Here is a 16,399-nt window from a genome sequence, read left to right on the forward strand (position 1 = left end):
TTCACCCCCTTTCAATTTCTAAAAGAGGTGAATCGAATTGAGTATCTTTATGTTTATTAGCATCATGACATTGATATTGCTTTTAATTAGTTTTCTACTGATCTTTTCAAAGCTCTATCGAAAAACAGCTACACGATTAAGTCTATTGATTTTACTTTTCGGTGCCGTCTCTTTTCCTCTGTTTTCTGTGATGTACCAAGTGCGAACAACGAATTATCTAATTGATTTTTCAACAATCGGAACCGTCTTTTTTCTTACTTGGACTTTAGTTGTCATTACACTTCTTGGAGGTATTTTCTTTCGTTTTCGAGTGAATATTTCCGAAGAAAGTGAGATGTACCGTCATTAATTCAAGGCTTGAACGATTACTTTCTGGAATAAGTCTTTCTCCTCCAAAAATGGATAATGATTGCTATTTTCAAAAATAAATAGCTGTGATTGGGGTATTTCTTGGTGGATTTCCTTCGAATACTCAACCGGGCACTGGACATCATAACGTCCACAACAAATGTTCGTCGGTATGTTGATTTGCTTTAATTTCCTTGTTATATCAAAAAGAACGGCTTCTCTACTGAAAAAATCCAACCTCACCCCTGACATATCCTTACATATGTTGCCCGTAAAATATTGGGTGTATTTTTCGGGTTCAAATAGAGAAAGCTGGATACGTTTCTTTTTTAACTGTTCTTTATCTATTGCAGTTACATTTGGCTGAGTTAATGCAAATTGATACTGTTGCATTTCAGCAAATTTGGGATGTTTTTCATTATAGATGCATGCTGAGGACTCTGTGTAGTCTCTTGCTGCTGAACCCACAATAACAAGTGATTCTAACGAAGACTGATGAAGCAGTGCATAAAGAAGGCCAATCATTCCACCTGTTGAATGACTGGCATAAATCCATCTTTCATACCCTAATGCTACTCTTATTGCCTCTATATCTAATACGCTATCTACCATACTATATTCATATGGCTCATGTGCTTGCGCTGATTCTCCAACCCCGCGTAAATTTATTAACGTTACGCAAAAACGCTTAGAGAATGTATGAGCAAAATAGTCTCCTGTTTCATTAAAGACGGCATAAAGATGCGCAACGCATAAAGGCTTTCCAACTCCCTTTTGAAAGATTTCAAACACACCTCTTTGGGTTTGGAGCATTTTTCTCTTCCACATCCTTCTCCACCATCCCTAGTTTAATGATACTTGCAAGATACTTTTGAAAATACACCGTTCTTTTCAATCGTCAATGATCGGTCACCTGACTCCTCATAACAGCGCTCAATAATCTGTTCATTTTCGACATGTTGGTTATATATTTTGAGCATAATAACCATCGCAGCACCCAGGATAAACACACTTCCTAATAATAATATAAGTAATTTCACCTTGTCTTTTTGCATTTTCATCCCCCCTTACTCAAACACATAATTAAATAACAAACTGAGCAAACTAAAGTATTCTTTTTATATAGGGAGCTCAACATATGATATTCTTAGCGATTCTATTGATGGTTTGTGGATTATTTATTATCAACGGCATTTATGCCTATCAAACGAAGCACATTGATACCTTTTTTCTTTCTACACTTTGGTACTATATTAAACTTGTTCCTTTATTTATTGCTGCCAGTTTAATGATTGGCTATGGTGTAAAGTTTTTAAGCAAACATGTCGATAACCTTTCTTTTTCCCTCATCGCCTCTAAAGGGATTGAGATTCTTGTTAGTCTAATCATTGGCTACCTCTTTTTTAAGGAAACACCTACTCTTCGGACAGGGTTCGGAATTGTAGTGATATTGGTTGGTTTTTGGTTATTAAAAGGTAAATGAACATGATTTCTTAAAAAGATCGCACTTGCGATATCAGATGTTGAAAATGAGAACCCTTCACTGGTTCAAATAAAACGGGCTTCATCGTTCCACTGTATGTACAGCAAATATATTCATCATCTATTACGCGCAAATAATCTAATAAAAAGTGATTATCAAGAAATACTTCTACATCACCTTTCCCTGATAACTCTTCAATTGGTTGCCATTCTTCAATCCTGCCTATTTGTTTGGCATTGGAAGATATCCGCAGTCTCCCATTTTGTATTTGTAATTTAATATGATGATTCTTCTTAGCATCCGAAAAGAGTGCTGCTCGCTCAATTCCATGTAAAAAGGTTTCAGTATGGATATGAAAAGAACTGACCTTTTGCTTTGGAATAAAATCACTTGTGGCCGGATATCGTCCTTCTATCAGTCTTATATAAAAATAACAATGTTTACTTTTCAAAGCTAGATGGTTTTTAGAAAGTGATAATGCAACCTCTTCCTCTGTATGTAAGCTAAGTTTCGACCATTCAAGTAGACTTTCACTTGGAACAATCATTTCTGTTTCTAACTGTGAAGGTATCGTCAATGAACTAATAGAATAACGATGAGCATCTGTACTTATGAAAGTGAGCTCGCCATGACGAGCAACGATTTTAACACCCGTTAAGACCGGACGATTGTCATGAACAGCAGCAGCAAACACTGTTTGCCGGATGAGCGTATGAAGTTCTGCTGCATTCAATGAAAGAACCCCTTCTGCTGGCACATCAGGAATATTTAGTGTCTTTACGTCTGTTAAAGCGAAAATTCTTGTATGAATTTCTTCTGATTGAATGTTAATCGTACTATGCTCACTCAAGTAAATATGTATATTAGCTGGTAACTTCTTAATAATATCAGAAAAGTATTTGGCAGAAATAATAACAGAGCCTGTGCGTTTAATGATGAGCCCCTCGTCCGTTTCGGAGGGTATATTTATTTCCATAAGCACATCTTCATTTCCAGCAATGAACGTGACTTGATGACTGTTTACAATTATTTTCATAGGAGATTGACTATTTTTTAACACCTTACTAATATTTTTTAGTATGCCCTGCAATGTAGACTTACAAATGGTTAATTCCATGTTATTCTTTCCTCACTTTATCGCTATGTCTAGGCTATACATTCGGTAGAAACATGTCGAATCCTGCCAGTAAGTACTAATTTTTATCGCCAGAACAGGGGAATTATAATGAAAGATACTTGTTCACTTACAATAAAAATAACAGGGTTTTAAGCAGCGGGATTATGAGTATGTGATGAGTTTTCGCTATTGAGATGAGCTGGATTTATTTATATACGTCCAACTAGTGATTTGCGCCCAAGCACCTCTACTTTCACGTCCGTATGTTGGAAAATCAATTTAAACACCTAGGAAAAGAGGATAAGCTCCATACACACCCTACAACTTGAATTCACTTATTTCAGGACTAACCTGGGCTATTTTGTTTTTTCTCCTCTCTTGTGTTCGCATCTTCATTTGCTCATAAAAAATACCCCATCTATATAGAAGGGGTAAGTTCATTGTTCTCGATTCCTTTATGCTCTATCGCCAACAACAGCAATGCGTTCATTTAAATGTTTGCCTTGTTCAGCTTCATCAAGGACAGCGATAGCAAAGTCTGCATAGCTTATATAACTATCTCCTTGATTGTTGAAGAATAGTTTATCTTTTCCTTTTTGATAGCTTCCGCTTCGTTTACCTTCTGCGTCGAAGAAAGCACCTGGGCTGATATATGTCCAGTTGACGTTTTGGCTGTTTTGAAGTTGCGCTAAATCTTTCCCCATTTGTGTAGCAGTTGGCAGGTAAGCTTTAGGAAAATCTGCTGTTTCATATAAACGAGTTTCTTCGTCTACATATAAACTGCCTGCACCACCAACAACGATTAGCCTAGATTGCTGACCTTTTAGCGCATCAATTAGTACTTTGCCTGCTTCCACATGTTGTTCCTCTTGGCCTTGAGGTGATTTAAAAGCATTCACAATGATATCGTATTTTTTTACGTCCTTAGCTTGTATATCGAAAATGTTTTTTTCTATCACTTCTACTTGGCTATTATTTATTCTTCCTGCATTTCTTACGATTGCCGTTACTTCATGCTCTCTGGCTACTGCTTCATCCAAAATGAATTGACCTGCTTTTCCACTAGCCCCGATAATGCCTATTTTCATAATAAAAATACCTCCTTGTTGTAATTAAGTTGATTACATGTAATCATTATAGTTACAGGTATCTTTTTTGTCAATTCTCACCTTTTTCCTTTTCTTGTGATTGCGGTATAATAATATTCACTATGATTCTTCCTTTTAAAGAAAGGTGATAAACATGACCATAAGCAGTCGATTTGCTGTGGGAATTCATATATTAACATTACTTGAATTAAATAAAGAGATTAATACCTCTGAAACGATAGCAGGCAGTGTTAATACAAATCCAGCCGTCATTCGCAAAATTATCGGGATGCTGAAAAAAGCCGATCTCGTTGAAGTCCACCCTGGGAAAGCTGGGGCTAAACTTAAAAAAGGCTTAGCAGACATTACTCTACTTGACGTCTATCAAGCCGTTGAAGTCGTTTCGGAAAATGAGTTATTCAGTCTCCATGACCAACCGAACCCTGATTGTTTTGTAGGGAGAAATATTCAACAAACGATAGAACCTATTTTTATCTCAGCACAGCTTGCCATGGAAAAGGTTCTTTTAAATGTGACGCTTGAAGATGTTGTAAGGGAAATTGATAATAAATAGAAGGCGCCCCGAGGTCCATTTTCGGGCGCTTTCTATTTGTTAAAGTAACGACTATCTCGTGTTATAATATCATTATTTTCACTATTACAAATTCAGTAGGGGCGGAGCAGATGAAGTGGAAAAACTTTGGCTTAAAAGGAAAAATGATTGCTTTAATTAGCTTACTCATTTTGCTTGTATTTTTGATTTTTACTATTTATTTATTTCGCTACCTATCCGATATGGTTGAAGAACAAACAGGACAAAAAGCGTTAAGCTTAGCACATACAGTTGCCAATATACCTGAAATTCAGGATGCCTTTGAGCTAAGTAATCCCGCTTCTACCATTCAGAAAATCATTACACCTATTCAAGAGGCATCAGGAGCTGAGTTTATTGTTGTTGGCAATAGAGATGGCATTAGATATTCTCACCCTAACCCTGATTTTATTGGGAAGAAAATGGTTGGCGGCGATAATAAACGGGCGATTTTGAACGGTGAATCTTATCAATCTAAAAAAGAGGGAACATTGGGATTATCTATTCGGGGGAAAGTACCGATTAAAAAGGATGGGGAAATCATTGGTGTCGTTTCCGTTGGTTTTCTCAACGGGAATATTCAAGAAATTATTCAAGATAAGAGCAAACCACTATTCGTTGCACTCGTATTAGCGATTTTATTAGGTATGGCTGGGGCCGTTTTAATTACTAACTATATAAAAAGAATATTATTTCATATGGAGCCGGAGCAGATCTCTCAATTATATTATCAAAATAAAGCGATTCTACAGTCCACACATGAAGGAATGATCGCTGTTGATCATTTAGGACACATCACTGCCGTTAATAAGAACGCGAGAGAGATTATCGGGACAGATGCCGAAGAAAGCGAATTTATAGGGCGCGAGATTCGCGCATTACTGCCAGTTCCTCAGCAGATAACAGGACTTATTCGTGATCAAGAATTAATATTAGGTGAGACGATTATTCTCCTAAACGGAGTCTCCCTTCAAGGAGAACAGCCTGGGGCCGTTTATACCTTTAGGAAAAAAACAGAGTTAGCAGGCGTAGTCAAAGAATTGAGTCGAATTAAACAATATGCTCATGCACAAAGGGCATTTACCCATGAATTTTCTAACAAAATGCATATCATTCTTGGACTATTACAAAATAATGAAACGCAAAAAGCGATGTCCTTTATTCGTAAAGAAAATCATTCGCAAATGACCCGCCTAAATTTCTTAACGAAAAGGATTGCTGATCCCCTATTGCAAGCATTATTACAAGGTAAGTACAATCAGGCAAATGAGTGGGGCATCGAGATGACGATCCATGAAGAGAGTAGAATGATGATATCATTTTCGCTAGAAAGACAGAATGCTATTTTAACAGCACTAGGGAATATTATTGAAAATGCCTTAGAAGCTGTAAGAGGCCAAAAAAATGGCGTGCGCGAAGTAAGTATTTATTTTACAGATATCGGAAATGATTGTGTTTTCGAGGTTCAAGATTCAGGTACTGGCATTAAAGACAAGTTGCTGGAGAAAATCTTTGATCAAGGATTTACGATGAAAGAAGGCGACTACCGTGGGGTAGGCTTAGCTATTTCTAAAAAAATGATTAACGACGTAGACGGCGAGATTCTTGTAGAAAGTGGGGAAAATAGTGGAACGAGTTTTATCATTATTTTACCAAAGAAGGGAGAAGAGTAAGGATGGAAAAATACCACGTATTCATCATTGAAGATGATTTCCGAGTAGCAGATATTAACAAAAGTTATATTGAGCAAAATCATCAATTCTCCGTTAAAGAGGTTGCTCGAAGCGCTGCGGATGCACTATTTTATTTAGAAAAGAATGCTCATGAAATTGATGTTATTTTTCTAGATATATATATTCCTGATGTGGAGGGTATGTCATTACTTTGGAAAATACGTTCGCTTTATCCATCCATTGATATCATTATTATTAGTGCTGAAAAACAAGCCCACTCTGTTAGAATCGCATTAAGAGCAGGGGTATTTGATTATGTAGTGAAACCCGTTAGTATGGATCGACTCCTCCAAAGTTTAAATCGCTATGAACGTTTTAGACAACTATGGACAGATGAGCAATTAGATCAAGAACAAGTGGATGAACTAACAAACGTATTTCATATTCATCCTACCCATGTGGAAGAAGAGCAATTACTCCCAAAGGGCATTGATGCGATTACGCTAGAAAAGATCCTACACTTGTTTGAAGGGTTAGTAGAAGAAGGTTTAACAGCAGTTGAATTAAGTGAGCAAACTGGTATAAGTCGCTCAACCTCTCGTAGATATTTAGAATATCTCGTATCTATGAATCGGGTAGAGACTCGACTCATTTACGGTAGTGTCGGTCGACCACAAAGAAAGTACGTGATCTGTTCATGAAACTTATGAACAAAATAGATAAGAAAGAATAATATTCAGATTATGAACAAAATATTCTTTCTTTTTCCTCCTCGTGTTATTTTCATACTAATCTTATTTTTATGATATTTGAAAACGCATTCATCAATGAATGAACGAAGAGGGGAAGGAAAAAATTGAGTTTGAGTTTAATAGGTATTATTACAATTATAATTATTGTCGCTTTACTGATTAGTGGAAAAGTCAGTCCGATTGTTGCGATGGTAATTCCACCAATTATCGGCGCTATGCTTGCAGGGTATAGTTTTGCTGAGGTTGGGGGATTTTTTGAAAGCGGTATAAGTTCTGTTATTAACGTCGCAGTCATGTTTATGTTTGCTATTATTTTCTTTGGTATATTACAAGATGTTGGCCTATTTGATCCGTTAATTAATAAGCTTGTTTCCTTTTCAAATGGAAATATTATCGCTGTAACGGTCGGTACTGTATTGGTCGCAACAGTTGCTCACTTAGATGGCTCAGGTGCATCAACTTTTCTATTAACTATCCCTGCCTTATTACCTCTATATAAACGTCTAAAAATGAATCCATATTTATTGCTTCTTTTAATTGGGGGAAGTGCTGGTATTGTTAATATGATTCCTTGGGCAGGGCCTTTAGGCAGAACAGCGTCAGTGTTAGAAATGGATGTAACGGAGCTATGGAAACCCCTTATTCCAATCCAATTAATTGGCCTTTTATTAATGCTTGTACTGGCGATTTATATGGGTGTAAGAGAGAAGAAACGAATCACGAAAATGTATGGTTCTTTAGAAGCCGCTGCTGCTATTGAAGTATCAGAAGACTTTCGAGAGCAAGAAGCAGAAAAAGGAGCTGCTAACCCCCTCGCTCGACCAAAACTCATTTGGGTAAATGCAATATTAGCCCTACTCGTTCTTGGCACACTCGTTTCTGGTATTATCCCTGCAGGACTAGCCTTTTTAATTGGGGTCAGTATCGTCTTACCCATCAACTTTAGAACAGTCGATGAACAAATGGCGAGAATTAAAGCACATGCACCAGGAGCGATGACAATGGCATCCATTATCATCGCAGCAGGTCTATTTTTAGGTGTCCTCAACGGAACCGGTATGTTAACAGCTATTGCTGAGGATGCAGCTAGTATTCTACCTGCCTTTATTGGCCCATTTGTCCATATTATCGTTGGAATATTTGGTGTTCCTTTTGATCTAGTGTTGAGTACTGATGCATATTACTTTGCTTTATTACCAGTAGTTGATCAAATTGCAGCCACATACGGAGTCGCCTCTTTATCAACGGCTTATGCTATGATTATTGGTAATATTGTTGGTACCTTTGTCAGTCCACTGGCTCCAGCCGTTTGGCTTGCCCTAGGTCTTGCTGGCCTTGAGATGGGCAAACATTTACGCTATTCGCTCTTCTGGCTTTGGGGACTAAGTATTGTGCTCGTTCTGACTGCTGTAGTCATTGGTGTGATATAAATATGATTCGTTCGCTACTAATCTGCAAGTTCTGCTTGTTTGTTGGTAGCGAATGTTTTTGTGTAAATGGCTAACCTTTGGTTTGTTTCTAATGAATTTTACACAGTTTTGGCATGAATTTATTTATCCCCCAAAATAATACCGAATCCAAAACAAACTTCCAACTCCGAATATCCAGAGCGCAATGGTTGTTACATACTGCTTTGACTGAATATACTTCCATTCGAGAATTGCTTGAGAACCGATGCTTAAGCTGAGATAAATAATCCAGAACCAAATTAATGAAGGCGTATCTAGTTGAACCATCAAGGGAATAAAACAAAAAAGGAGAATAACAATAATAAATCTACTCCATGTATCCGCCTTACTACCCTCTGTGTCCCTTAAATGAACACGTTTCACACCTAATAATTTATTCAATCCCCGTTCAATCGTAAAAAAGATTATGATAAACACTATAATTGCAACAAATATATCCATTTTCGCCTCCTCTTTTCCAATAGATTAAAAGTATTTCTTTTATTGTTTCCTTTATCCATTTTTAGTACAATTAAGAAAAATCTTACTATTAATCTAGTAGAGGACGTGATGTGCATGAAACCTCAAATCACTGTGATTACACTAGGAGTCGATGATTTAGAGAAGGCTGTTTATTTTTATCATCATGGTCTTGGATTTCCAACAGACGGAATTGCTGGTACAGAATATGAACATGGTGCTGTCGCTTTTTTTGACTTACAACCAGGTTTGAAAATGGCATTATGGAAACGGGAGGATTTGGCTCATGATGCTCATATTCAGCAGGGGCCAGCTAGTGCCACGGAGTGTTCACTTGGTCACAATGTGAGTAGTAAGGAAGAAGTAAATACAATCATGCAGCGTGCAAAAGAAGCAGGTGCGACGATTACAAAGGATGCGCATGAGACTTTTTGGGGCGGATATGCTGGATATTTTCAAGATCCGGATGGACATCTTTGGGAAGTTGTATGGAATCCAGCTTGGTCTTAATTGAGGGATGATGAAATGAAATGGATAACTGTATTAAATAGTCTGACTCTCATATTATTCACCGTTCTTTTCTTTGCTGATTATTTTCCTAAAAGTATCGTAGCAGAGACAATACCACAAGGCATCTTACTTCTTTTGTTAATTGGCACCCTAATTGGGAAGGGGTATCTGGACAAACATGCCTACAGTTTAAAAGATCAAATCATTTCCTTTCTTTATATGATCTTTTTAATGAGTCTATTCACTTTTCTAGGGGGGAAATCCCAAATCGGCTTTTCTTTTGATGGTTATCTCTTCTGGTTTTCAAGCATCATTGCCTCCATCAATATATATAAAGAGTGGAAAGAGATGAAACAGGAGAAGATTATAACAGCTAACTAGAAACGCCATGCTTATTTGTGACGTTTTTGATCTTCCTTCTTTTCGAATTTGATGACAGCTTGCCCAATTGTTACTAATAGCATCAGCATTACTCCTACACCTACGACTAAATAAAGAATCGTAAACCATTTACTTATTGTTGTATCTGGCACTAGACCTGTATTTACACTGGAAGGAATAAGACTGACAAATGCATAATAAAAAGAATCAATCCAATTCCACCCCTCTTGATTGTGATAAAACATCGTACCAGAAAAAAGAATAAATAGCAGAGTTGTTAATAGCGATTTAAATACAGGTTCCTTCATTGCTCTATACACCGCCGACAGCAGTCGGCCTATTGTGATAACTAAGGAAATCATCCACTCTTGTCCTTTCTATTGATTTCCTTATTAGTTTGTATCAACATTCATTTTTATACTCTTTACCTATTAGTCATAAGGAGTGAAATACAGATGAAAGAAAAATTCAAAATTGCTATCATCTTAATTTTGATCGCCTCACTTGTTTCCTCTTTTGTACTCTTCTTTATCGGATATTATCTTGTCGGTTTTTTTGTTGGAGGGTTATTCATATGCATTGCTAGTATTATTGGCCAATATGCGAATCAAACAAGTGCAATGTATGTGCAAAAACACAATAGAAGAGACCTATAACGTTACCTTTCAAATATTTGCATACGCTTTTTCTCTATTTCCTGTAGTTTATTCTGCATGACATCTTTTTCACCCCTAATTTGATGAAGCACTGCCTGCACTTTTCTTTTTGTTTTCTCTGTCTCGTCGTAACTATCATTAATCTTTCCATGAACGACCCAATCAACAATGATACCGTCGAAGAAATAATCAGCAAAGGTTAACAGATTACCGATCTCATGTTGAGAGGAAAAATGGTTGTCTATATCCAAAAGCTCTTCTTGGAACTGTCTTAACAACCGTTGTGCAATATGGATCGCTGATTTCGCCTGATCTAAATGGCTATGCTTCATCGCAGTAGAAAGGGCTCCGCCACCGAACATATCAAAAGTGGACCAACTTTTTGACGAAGAGAGTGAATCTAAAGCTTGATCAAATGCTCTTACTGTCCTGCTACCAACTTCAATCGCTTCTTCAAATTCCTTTAAATTCGCGTGCACTTCCGCTTCTTCATTTGCCAAATCAAATAATCGCTTACTTCCCATCTCATCATGAGAGTGAATCATTCGCTCTTTTTCTTTTAATAATGACTTATATTGTACATCTGCATCGGCAACTTCTTGCCACTTCCCTTTATATTCAATAAGCTCTGCATTCATATCATCAATCGCTTCAATCGCTTCTGTATATTTCAATTTGGCCGCTAACACCTCTTGTTGTTCTTTATCTAACTTCTCAAGTTTTTGGCCTGTAATCGTATAGAAAATGTTTGTTAAACTAAATCCTTCTAGCTTTTTCACATCTTCTTTTTCTTTTTCTAACTGAATTTGTAATTGTTCCTTCTTCTGGCCCTCTTCTCGAATATGGTCCGTCAGACGTTCTATATGCATTTCGTATTTTTGTTTTTTTCTTTGATTATCCTTCGTTTTAGCCAAACGCTCATTAATATTCTGAAACATTGCCATCCCCCTTGGAAAGGTTCTAATGATATCTTTACGTTTTAAATGGAATAAAGTTTCATTTCTTAAAACGATCTCCTGTGTTTGCATAAATGATGGTAAAAAGAAGAAGGGCTACAAATAGAACCATACCTAGTATATAGAGCCAAGTTAATTTCAATAGATCACTTAATGCCCATAATAGGAGGCTTAAACATATACCATAGATTACCTTGCTCATGAATTTACACAAAGCGACCCGATTGTATTTAGCTTTCTCACTATCCGACATTGTATTAAAACCCGCAATTAACCATGCACCTTTTCCTTTTGATAGAGCAATAGCGAATATAAGGAATGGGATAAGGATGATGAAGTTAATAATTGCACTTGTCATGTTTGACTCCCCTTTTTGTTGCTACTATAAAAATGAGATTACCAATCATTTTATGGACGTTATCAAAAAATTGCGTATCTAAATTACGGAAGTGTTCGAGGCCAGCTTCTTCTGCTCTGACTCGATTGGCGCTATCAACTCAGACTACCTTAGCTTATCTACCGACTTATCTCGATTTAACAGTCTTAGCCTGCAAACTTAAAGAATTACCATTAAAATCGGAACCTTTTAAAATAGCGTTCATCATATCCAAGTCGTTTGGATGCTTCATTACCAGCTTCAATCACCCGTTTCGCCATTTCAGGAATATGATAGTCGTTCATTCTTTGAATTGGACCCACAATATTGATTGCACAAACAACTTTTCCTGTATGATCCCGGATGGGGGCCGCAATTGATTTTGTTCCTTCAGTTAATTCTTCTGTACTGACAGCATAGTTCTGTTTCCTCACTTGCTCTAGTTCATTTTCCAATAGATAAGGATCTGTAATGGTATTAACTGTATAGTTAAGCAAACCCTTACTAATGATTTCTTGCAACAGAAACTCTTCATTAAATGCAAGTAGAACCTTCCCTGTACTCGTACAATAGGATGGGTTTTTACGACCGATATGTGTAAGAATTCTTACTGGATGATGACACTCCTCTTTATGAATGTAAATTGTATCTAATCCATCCAAAATCGCTAAATGTGCAGTTTCACCTGTTATATTGACCAATTTACTTAATACAGGTGCCGCTTCCTTATAGATTTCTAAATTGTTTGTTACTATTCCACCTAACGTTAACACGGATAAACCTAAGCGATAGCCTCTCGAGTCATCATCTTTAATTAAAAAACCTTCATTAACGAGCGTTGACACTAATCGACTAACTGTACTTTTCGCAAGATCTAATTCTTGTGCCAACTCACTCACTGTTCTAACAGGTTCATAAGTAGAAAAACTTTTTAAGATCCTTAAAGCATTTCGAACAGAAGAAAGCAGTGTTTTCTCCTTTGTTTTCAATTCTGTACCCCTCCATTGTTTAATATAAAAGAACAATATTTATCTCTATAACAATATTTTTTTCTAAAAAAATGAAAAAATCAATCTATTTGTTCCACATAGAAGAACTAAAAGGTTTGCTGTTGTTCTTCCATTTTTTATAATGAACACAAATTGAGGAAATGGAGGGAATATTCAATGTCTACTTTAACAAAATCTTCAATTGATTGTGCACATTTTATCAATGGGGAATATATACAATCTGCAAGTCGAGAGACATTTGCTAATGTAAACCCTGCTACAGAAGAAATCCTTGGGTCAGTAGCTCTTGGTAGTCAAGAGGAGATTAATCAAGCAGTACTGTCTGCTCGCAAAGCACTAAAAGGGGAATGGGCGAAGATGTCACTAAAGGAACGATCTCAAACGATTCGCAAAATCGGTGACATTATTCTAGAACGAAAAGATGAACTAGCCACACTTGAAACACTCGATACAGGGAAGCCCCTATGGTTATCTAAAAAAGTTGATATTGATCGCGCAGCCAATAATTTTCATTTCTTCGCAGATTATATGACGTCCATAGGAACTGAAGCGTACCAGCAAGATGATGTCGCCATTCATTACGCTATACGTCGCCCTGTTGGAGTAATCGGCCTTATCAACCCTTGGAATTTGCCACTATTTTTAATGACATGGAAACTAGCCCCTGCTTTAGCTGCTGGCAATACGGTCGTGATGAAACCGTCTGAAATTACACCGATGACAGCGACCATTTTAGTTGAGATCTGTCAACAAGCAGGTGTACCTGATGGTGTCGTTAACCTTGTACACGGAATGGGGGAAACTGGTGCTGCACTCACCTCTCATCCCGAAGTTGATGCGATTGCCTTTACAGGAGAGACAATTACTGGAAGCACAATCATGCAGGCAGCTGCCCCAACACTGAAAAAATTATCATTCGAACTCGGAGGTAAAAATCCAAATATTATTTTTGCTGACGCAGACTTAGATGATGTAATAGAAACAACGATTCGCTCAAGCTTCATTAATCAAGGCGAGGTTTGTTTATGCGGTTCAAGAATTTACGTAGAAAGACCGATTTATGAAGAGTTTATCGGTCGTTTCGTTGAAAAAACAAAAACACTTAGCGTGGGTGATCCCTTTGATGACAACACATTTGTAGGCGCATTAGTAAGTAAGGAACATTATGAAAAAGTATTAAGCTATCTTGCAATTGCTAAACAAGAAGGTGGACAATTCGAAACAGGCGGTTCTTCAACCGAGGGACTCAATAAAGGTTATTTTGTAAACCCAACCATTATTACTGGTTTAGGTAAAGACTCACGTTGTGTTCGTGAAGAAATTTTTGGACCTGTTGTAACTGTCATCCCCTTTGATTCCGAAGAAGAAGTTTTAGCACAAGTGAATGATACTCATTATGGTTTAAGCGCCAGTCTGTGGACTACAAACATTAAACGAGCAACAAGAGTAAGCGCGCAAATTGAGGCCGGAATTGTCTGGGTAAATACTTGGTTTTTAAGAGATTTGCGTACGCCGTTTGGTGGTATGAAGCATAGTGGCATTGGTCGTGAAGGTGGCGCGCATAGTTTTGACTTTTACTCTGAACTCACCAATATCACATTAAAAATGTAGGAGGACCTAATATGCCAATCGATACAGTCTTTGATATTAAAAAAGGGTTTCATCACCTACAAAATGCCTATATCCAGAAAAAAGCTGTGGCACCCTTGTCTGAGATGTCACCAAGCCTCTCGATTGATGATGCTTATCAAGTGCAATTATTACATGTCGAAAACGAACTCAAACAAGGCAAGATCATTTCAGGTAAAAAAATTGGTTTAACCTCTAAGGCTATACAAACACAGTTAGGCGTTGACGAACCTGATTATGGTCATCTTTTTCATATAATGTCTGTACAAAATGGGGCCACTATTAAGAAGGGGCAAGTTCTGCAACCGAAAGTAGAAGCAGAAATTGCCTTTAAATTAGCACATGACTTAAAAGGCCCTGGTGTAACAACATTTGATGTGATTCAAGCAACAGAATACATTCTCCCTGCTTTAGAAATTATTGATAGCCGCATAAAAGATTGGCAGATCACACTCGCTGATACGATTGCCGATAATGCTTCATCAGGACTTTATGTATTAGGCAATCAGCCCACCAATTTGGCTGGTATTGATCTCCGGCAAGTTGGGGTTACTTTGTACCAAAATAATGAAATAGCCAATACAGGTGTCGGCATCGCCGTCTTAAACCATCCAGCCAAATGTGTTGCTTGGCTTGCAAATAAACTGGCGCAGTATAACCGATCACTAAAGGCTGGTGAAATCATTTTATCTGGTGCACTTTCGGGTGCTATCGCCGTACAACTTGGTGATTCGTATATAGCAAAATTTTCCGAGCTCGGGGAAGTAAGCATTCATTTTGAAAATTAGAAAGTAGGTGCATGATAATGGAAAGTGTACAAGTGAAAAAACTAGCTAATTATGTTCATCAAGCGGAGAAAGAAAAACGCGTAATCACAAAAATCACATCTGACCTCTATCCCACACTCTCTATCGAAGAAGCTTACCTCATCCAAGAACAATTGATCACTAATAAAGAAAATGAAGGCTTAAAAATTATTGGTCCAAAAATGGGTATCACGAGTAAAGCAAAAATGAAGCAAATGAACGTCGATAACCCTATATATGGCTTTGTATTCGATAGTATGGTCATTGAAGAAGAGGAACAAATTTCTCTTTCTGATTATATTCATCCGAAAATTGAACCTGAAATCGGTTTTATCTTAAAGGAAGATTTGTATGGGAAGGATATCTCCATTGAAGAAGTATTAAGGAAAACGAAATATGTTTTCCCTGCCATTGAGGTGATTGATAGCCGTTATGAAAACTTCAACTTCACGCTACCAGATGTCATTGCAGATAACACTTCAGCAGCCGGCGCGCTATTCGGTTATAAAATGAGTGATCCAACAAGCCTTTCTCTCGATGTGCTTGGCGTTTCTATTAAAATTAACGGTGAAACAAAAGCATTTGGAACGGGCGCAGCCGTCCTTGGTCATCCAGCTGAATCGGTAGCCAGACTGGCGCAAATGTTATATAAAAAAGGGAAAGCTGTCAAAGCAAACCAACCGATCTTAACAGGTGGGATGACCGAAGCGATTAGAATAAATGCCGGTGACTTTGTTCACGTTGATTATGGTCAACTTGGTCATCTCTCTTTTTCTGTCACACCTTAATAAGAAGGAGGAGCATTATGCCGATTGTAACCATTCAGCTTTTAGAAGGACGAGAAGTGAGTGATATCGAACAGTTAATGACCGATGTCACCAATACTATCAGTCAATCCATCTCTGCCCCAAGAGAAAATATCCGCGTCATCATTCAAGAAACACCGCAAACACATTGGTCCATTGGTGGTGAAAGTGTGCAGAAGTTAAGAGGATAACTATATCTTGCACTGCTCTTTCATCATGGTTTTAAGCCAGGTAGCTACTGAAATTCTATAGAACAATAGGATTTCAGTAGCTTTTCCCCTCCATCTA

22 protein-coding genes are annotated in these 16,399 nt (G+C 37.4%); 13 read left to right on the forward strand and 9 right to left on the reverse strand.

The genetic code is table 11. The features are described from left to right. Positions 1-37 precede the first annotated feature (37 nt). The gene (locus tag MKY26_RS15575; protein ID WP_095371650.1) at positions 38-349 is read left to right on the forward strand and encodes a hypothetical protein; all 312 of its coding nucleotides are present in this window, start codon (positions 38-40) and stop codon (positions 347-349) included. On the opposite strand, the gene MKY26_RS15580 is transcribed toward MKY26_RS15575, so the two are convergent. Together MKY26_RS15580 and MKY26_RS15585 are read right to left on the reverse strand one after the other, a co-directional pair. Beyond that, entirely contained in the window at positions 346-1,176 is an 831-nt protein-coding gene (locus tag MKY26_RS15580) for an alpha/beta fold hydrolase (RefSeq protein WP_341098084.1), read from the reverse strand. The two genes, MKY26_RS15575 and MKY26_RS15580, sit on opposite strands and share 4 nt — an antisense overlap. Before the next feature lie 20 nt (positions 1,177-1,196). Next, positions 1,197-1,403, reverse strand: coding sequence for a hypothetical protein (locus tag MKY26_RS15585; RefSeq protein WP_224936714.1), 207 nt, complete (start codon positions 1,401-1,403; stop codon positions 1,197-1,199). An 83-nt stretch (positions 1,404-1,486) separates the two neighbouring features. Here MKY26_RS15585 and MKY26_RS15590 point away from each other — a divergent pair, with 83 nt between their 5' ends. Next, positions 1,487-1,831, forward strand: a complete 345-nt coding sequence (locus tag MKY26_RS15590) for a hypothetical protein (protein WP_095371647.1) — start codon at positions 1,487-1,489, stop codon at positions 1,829-1,831. Positions 1,832-1,841: 10 nt separating this feature from the next. On the opposite strand, the gene dnaN is transcribed toward MKY26_RS15590, so the two are convergent. Further along, positions 1,842-2,948: a DNA polymerase III subunit beta gene (gene dnaN / locus MKY26_RS15595; protein ID WP_341098087.1), complete on the reverse strand. Its 1,107-nt coding sequence runs from the start codon at positions 2,946-2,948 to the stop codon at positions 1,842-1,844. 455 nt (positions 2,949-3,403) lie between these two features. Continuing rightward, on the reverse strand, positions 3,404-4,036 hold the full coding sequence (locus MKY26_RS15600; RefSeq protein ID WP_341098088.1) for an NAD(P)-dependent oxidoreductase: 633 nt from the start codon (positions 4,034-4,036) through the stop codon (positions 3,404-3,406). 154 nt (positions 4,037-4,190) lie between these two features. On the opposite strand from MKY26_RS15600, the gene MKY26_RS15605 reads away from it, so the two are divergent. The 4 genes from MKY26_RS15605 (at position 4,191) to MKY26_RS15620 (ending at position 8,483) form a co-directional block, all read left to right on the forward strand. Further along, positions 4,191-4,610, forward strand: coding sequence for an Rrf2 family transcriptional regulator (locus MKY26_RS15605; protein ID WP_095371644.1), 420 nt, complete (start codon positions 4,191-4,193; stop codon positions 4,608-4,610). 110 nt (positions 4,611-4,720) lie between these two features. Continuing rightward, positions 4,721-6,301 carry a sensor histidine kinase gene (locus MKY26_RS15610; protein ID WP_341098089.1) on the forward strand — a complete coding sequence of 527 codons (1,581 nt, stop codon included), beginning with the start codon at positions 4,721-4,723 and terminating at the stop codon, positions 6,299-6,301. A gap of 2 nt (positions 6,302-6,303) precedes the next feature. After that, positions 6,304-7,002, forward strand: a complete 699-nt coding sequence (locus tag MKY26_RS15615; RefSeq protein WP_095371642.1) for a response regulator — start codon at positions 6,304-6,306, stop codon at positions 7,000-7,002. Positions 7,003-7,157: 155 nt separating this feature from the next. Further along, positions 7,158-8,483: a CitMHS family transporter gene (locus tag MKY26_RS15620; protein ID WP_328198277.1), complete on the forward strand. Its 1,326-nt coding sequence runs from the start codon at positions 7,158-7,160 to the stop codon at positions 8,481-8,483. A gap of 123 nt (positions 8,484-8,606) precedes the next feature. Here the strand turns inward: MKY26_RS15620 and MKY26_RS15625 are convergent, their stop codons facing one another. Further along, complete coding sequence (locus tag MKY26_RS15625; protein ID WP_341098090.1) at positions 8,607-8,963, reverse strand: DUF4181 domain-containing protein; 357 nt, start codon at positions 8,961-8,963, stop codon at positions 8,607-8,609. A 114-nt stretch (positions 8,964-9,077) separates the two neighbouring features. Here MKY26_RS15625 and MKY26_RS15630 point away from each other — a divergent pair, with 114 nt between their 5' ends. Together MKY26_RS15630 and MKY26_RS15635 are read left to right on the forward strand one after the other, a co-directional pair. After that, positions 9,078-9,491 (forward strand): VOC family protein, encoded by a 414-nt coding sequence (locus MKY26_RS15630; RefSeq protein ID WP_095371638.1) that lies wholly within the window; start codon positions 9,078-9,080, stop codon positions 9,489-9,491. A gap of 15 nt (positions 9,492-9,506) precedes the next feature. Continuing rightward, positions 9,507-9,872, forward strand: a complete 366-nt coding sequence (locus MKY26_RS15635) for a hypothetical protein (RefSeq protein WP_307318250.1) — start codon at positions 9,507-9,509, stop codon at positions 9,870-9,872. 11 nt (positions 9,873-9,883) lie between these two features. Here the strand turns inward: MKY26_RS15635 and MKY26_RS15640 are convergent, their stop codons facing one another. After that, positions 9,884-10,180, reverse strand: coding sequence for a potassium channel family protein (locus MKY26_RS15640; RefSeq protein WP_341052434.1), 297 nt, complete (start codon positions 10,178-10,180; stop codon positions 9,884-9,886). Between the two features lie 147 nt (positions 10,181-10,327). Between MKY26_RS15640 and MKY26_RS15645 the strand changes: the two genes are divergently transcribed. After that, positions 10,328-10,528 (forward strand): hypothetical protein, encoded by a 201-nt coding sequence (locus tag MKY26_RS15645; protein WP_095371635.1) that lies wholly within the window; start codon positions 10,328-10,330, stop codon positions 10,526-10,528. A 2-nt stretch (positions 10,529-10,530) separates the two neighbouring features. On the opposite strand, the gene MKY26_RS15650 is transcribed toward MKY26_RS15645, so the two are convergent. From MKY26_RS15650 to MKY26_RS15660, 3 genes are all read right to left on the reverse strand, one after another. After that, entirely contained in the window at positions 10,531-11,466 is a 936-nt protein-coding gene (locus tag MKY26_RS15650) for a hypothetical protein (protein WP_341052437.1), read from the reverse strand. A 58-nt stretch (positions 11,467-11,524) separates the two neighbouring features. Beyond that, entirely contained in the window at positions 11,525-11,842 is a 318-nt protein-coding gene (locus MKY26_RS15655; protein WP_341098092.1) for a DUF3784 domain-containing protein, read from the reverse strand. Between the two features lie 212 nt (positions 11,843-12,054). Next, positions 12,055-12,849, reverse strand: a complete 795-nt coding sequence (locus MKY26_RS15660; protein WP_328198292.1) for an IclR family transcriptional regulator — start codon at positions 12,847-12,849, stop codon at positions 12,055-12,057. Between the two features lie 177 nt (positions 12,850-13,026). Here MKY26_RS15660 and MKY26_RS15665 point away from each other — a divergent pair, with 177 nt between their 5' ends. The 4 genes from MKY26_RS15665 to MKY26_RS15680 are packed head-to-tail and all read left to right on the forward strand — an operon-like array spanning position 13,027 to position 16,302. Then, a complete protein-coding gene (locus MKY26_RS15665) occupies positions 13,027-14,481 on the forward strand; it encodes an aldehyde dehydrogenase (protein WP_341098093.1) in 1,455 nt (484 codons plus the stop codon). Positions 14,482-14,492: 11 nt separating this feature from the next. Continuing rightward, positions 14,493-15,287 (forward strand): 2-keto-4-pentenoate hydratase, encoded by a 795-nt coding sequence (locus MKY26_RS15670; protein ID WP_341098095.1) that lies wholly within the window; start codon positions 14,493-14,495, stop codon positions 15,285-15,287. Positions 15,288-15,304: 17 nt separating this feature from the next. Beyond that, positions 15,305-16,093 (forward strand): 2-keto-4-pentenoate hydratase, encoded by a 789-nt coding sequence (locus MKY26_RS15675; RefSeq protein ID WP_341098096.1) that lies wholly within the window; start codon positions 15,305-15,307, stop codon positions 16,091-16,093. Between the two features lie 17 nt (positions 16,094-16,110). Then, the gene (locus MKY26_RS15680; protein WP_341098097.1) at positions 16,111-16,302 is read left to right on the forward strand and encodes a 2-hydroxymuconate tautomerase; all 192 of its coding nucleotides are present in this window, start codon (positions 16,111-16,113) and stop codon (positions 16,300-16,302) included. Positions 16,303-16,399 lie beyond the last annotated feature (97 nt).

It is taken from the genome of Cytobacillus sp. FSL R7-0680 (assembly GCF_038009245.1).
GTDB lineage: Bacteria > Bacillota > Bacilli > Bacillales > Cytobacillaceae > Cytobacillus > Cytobacillus kochii.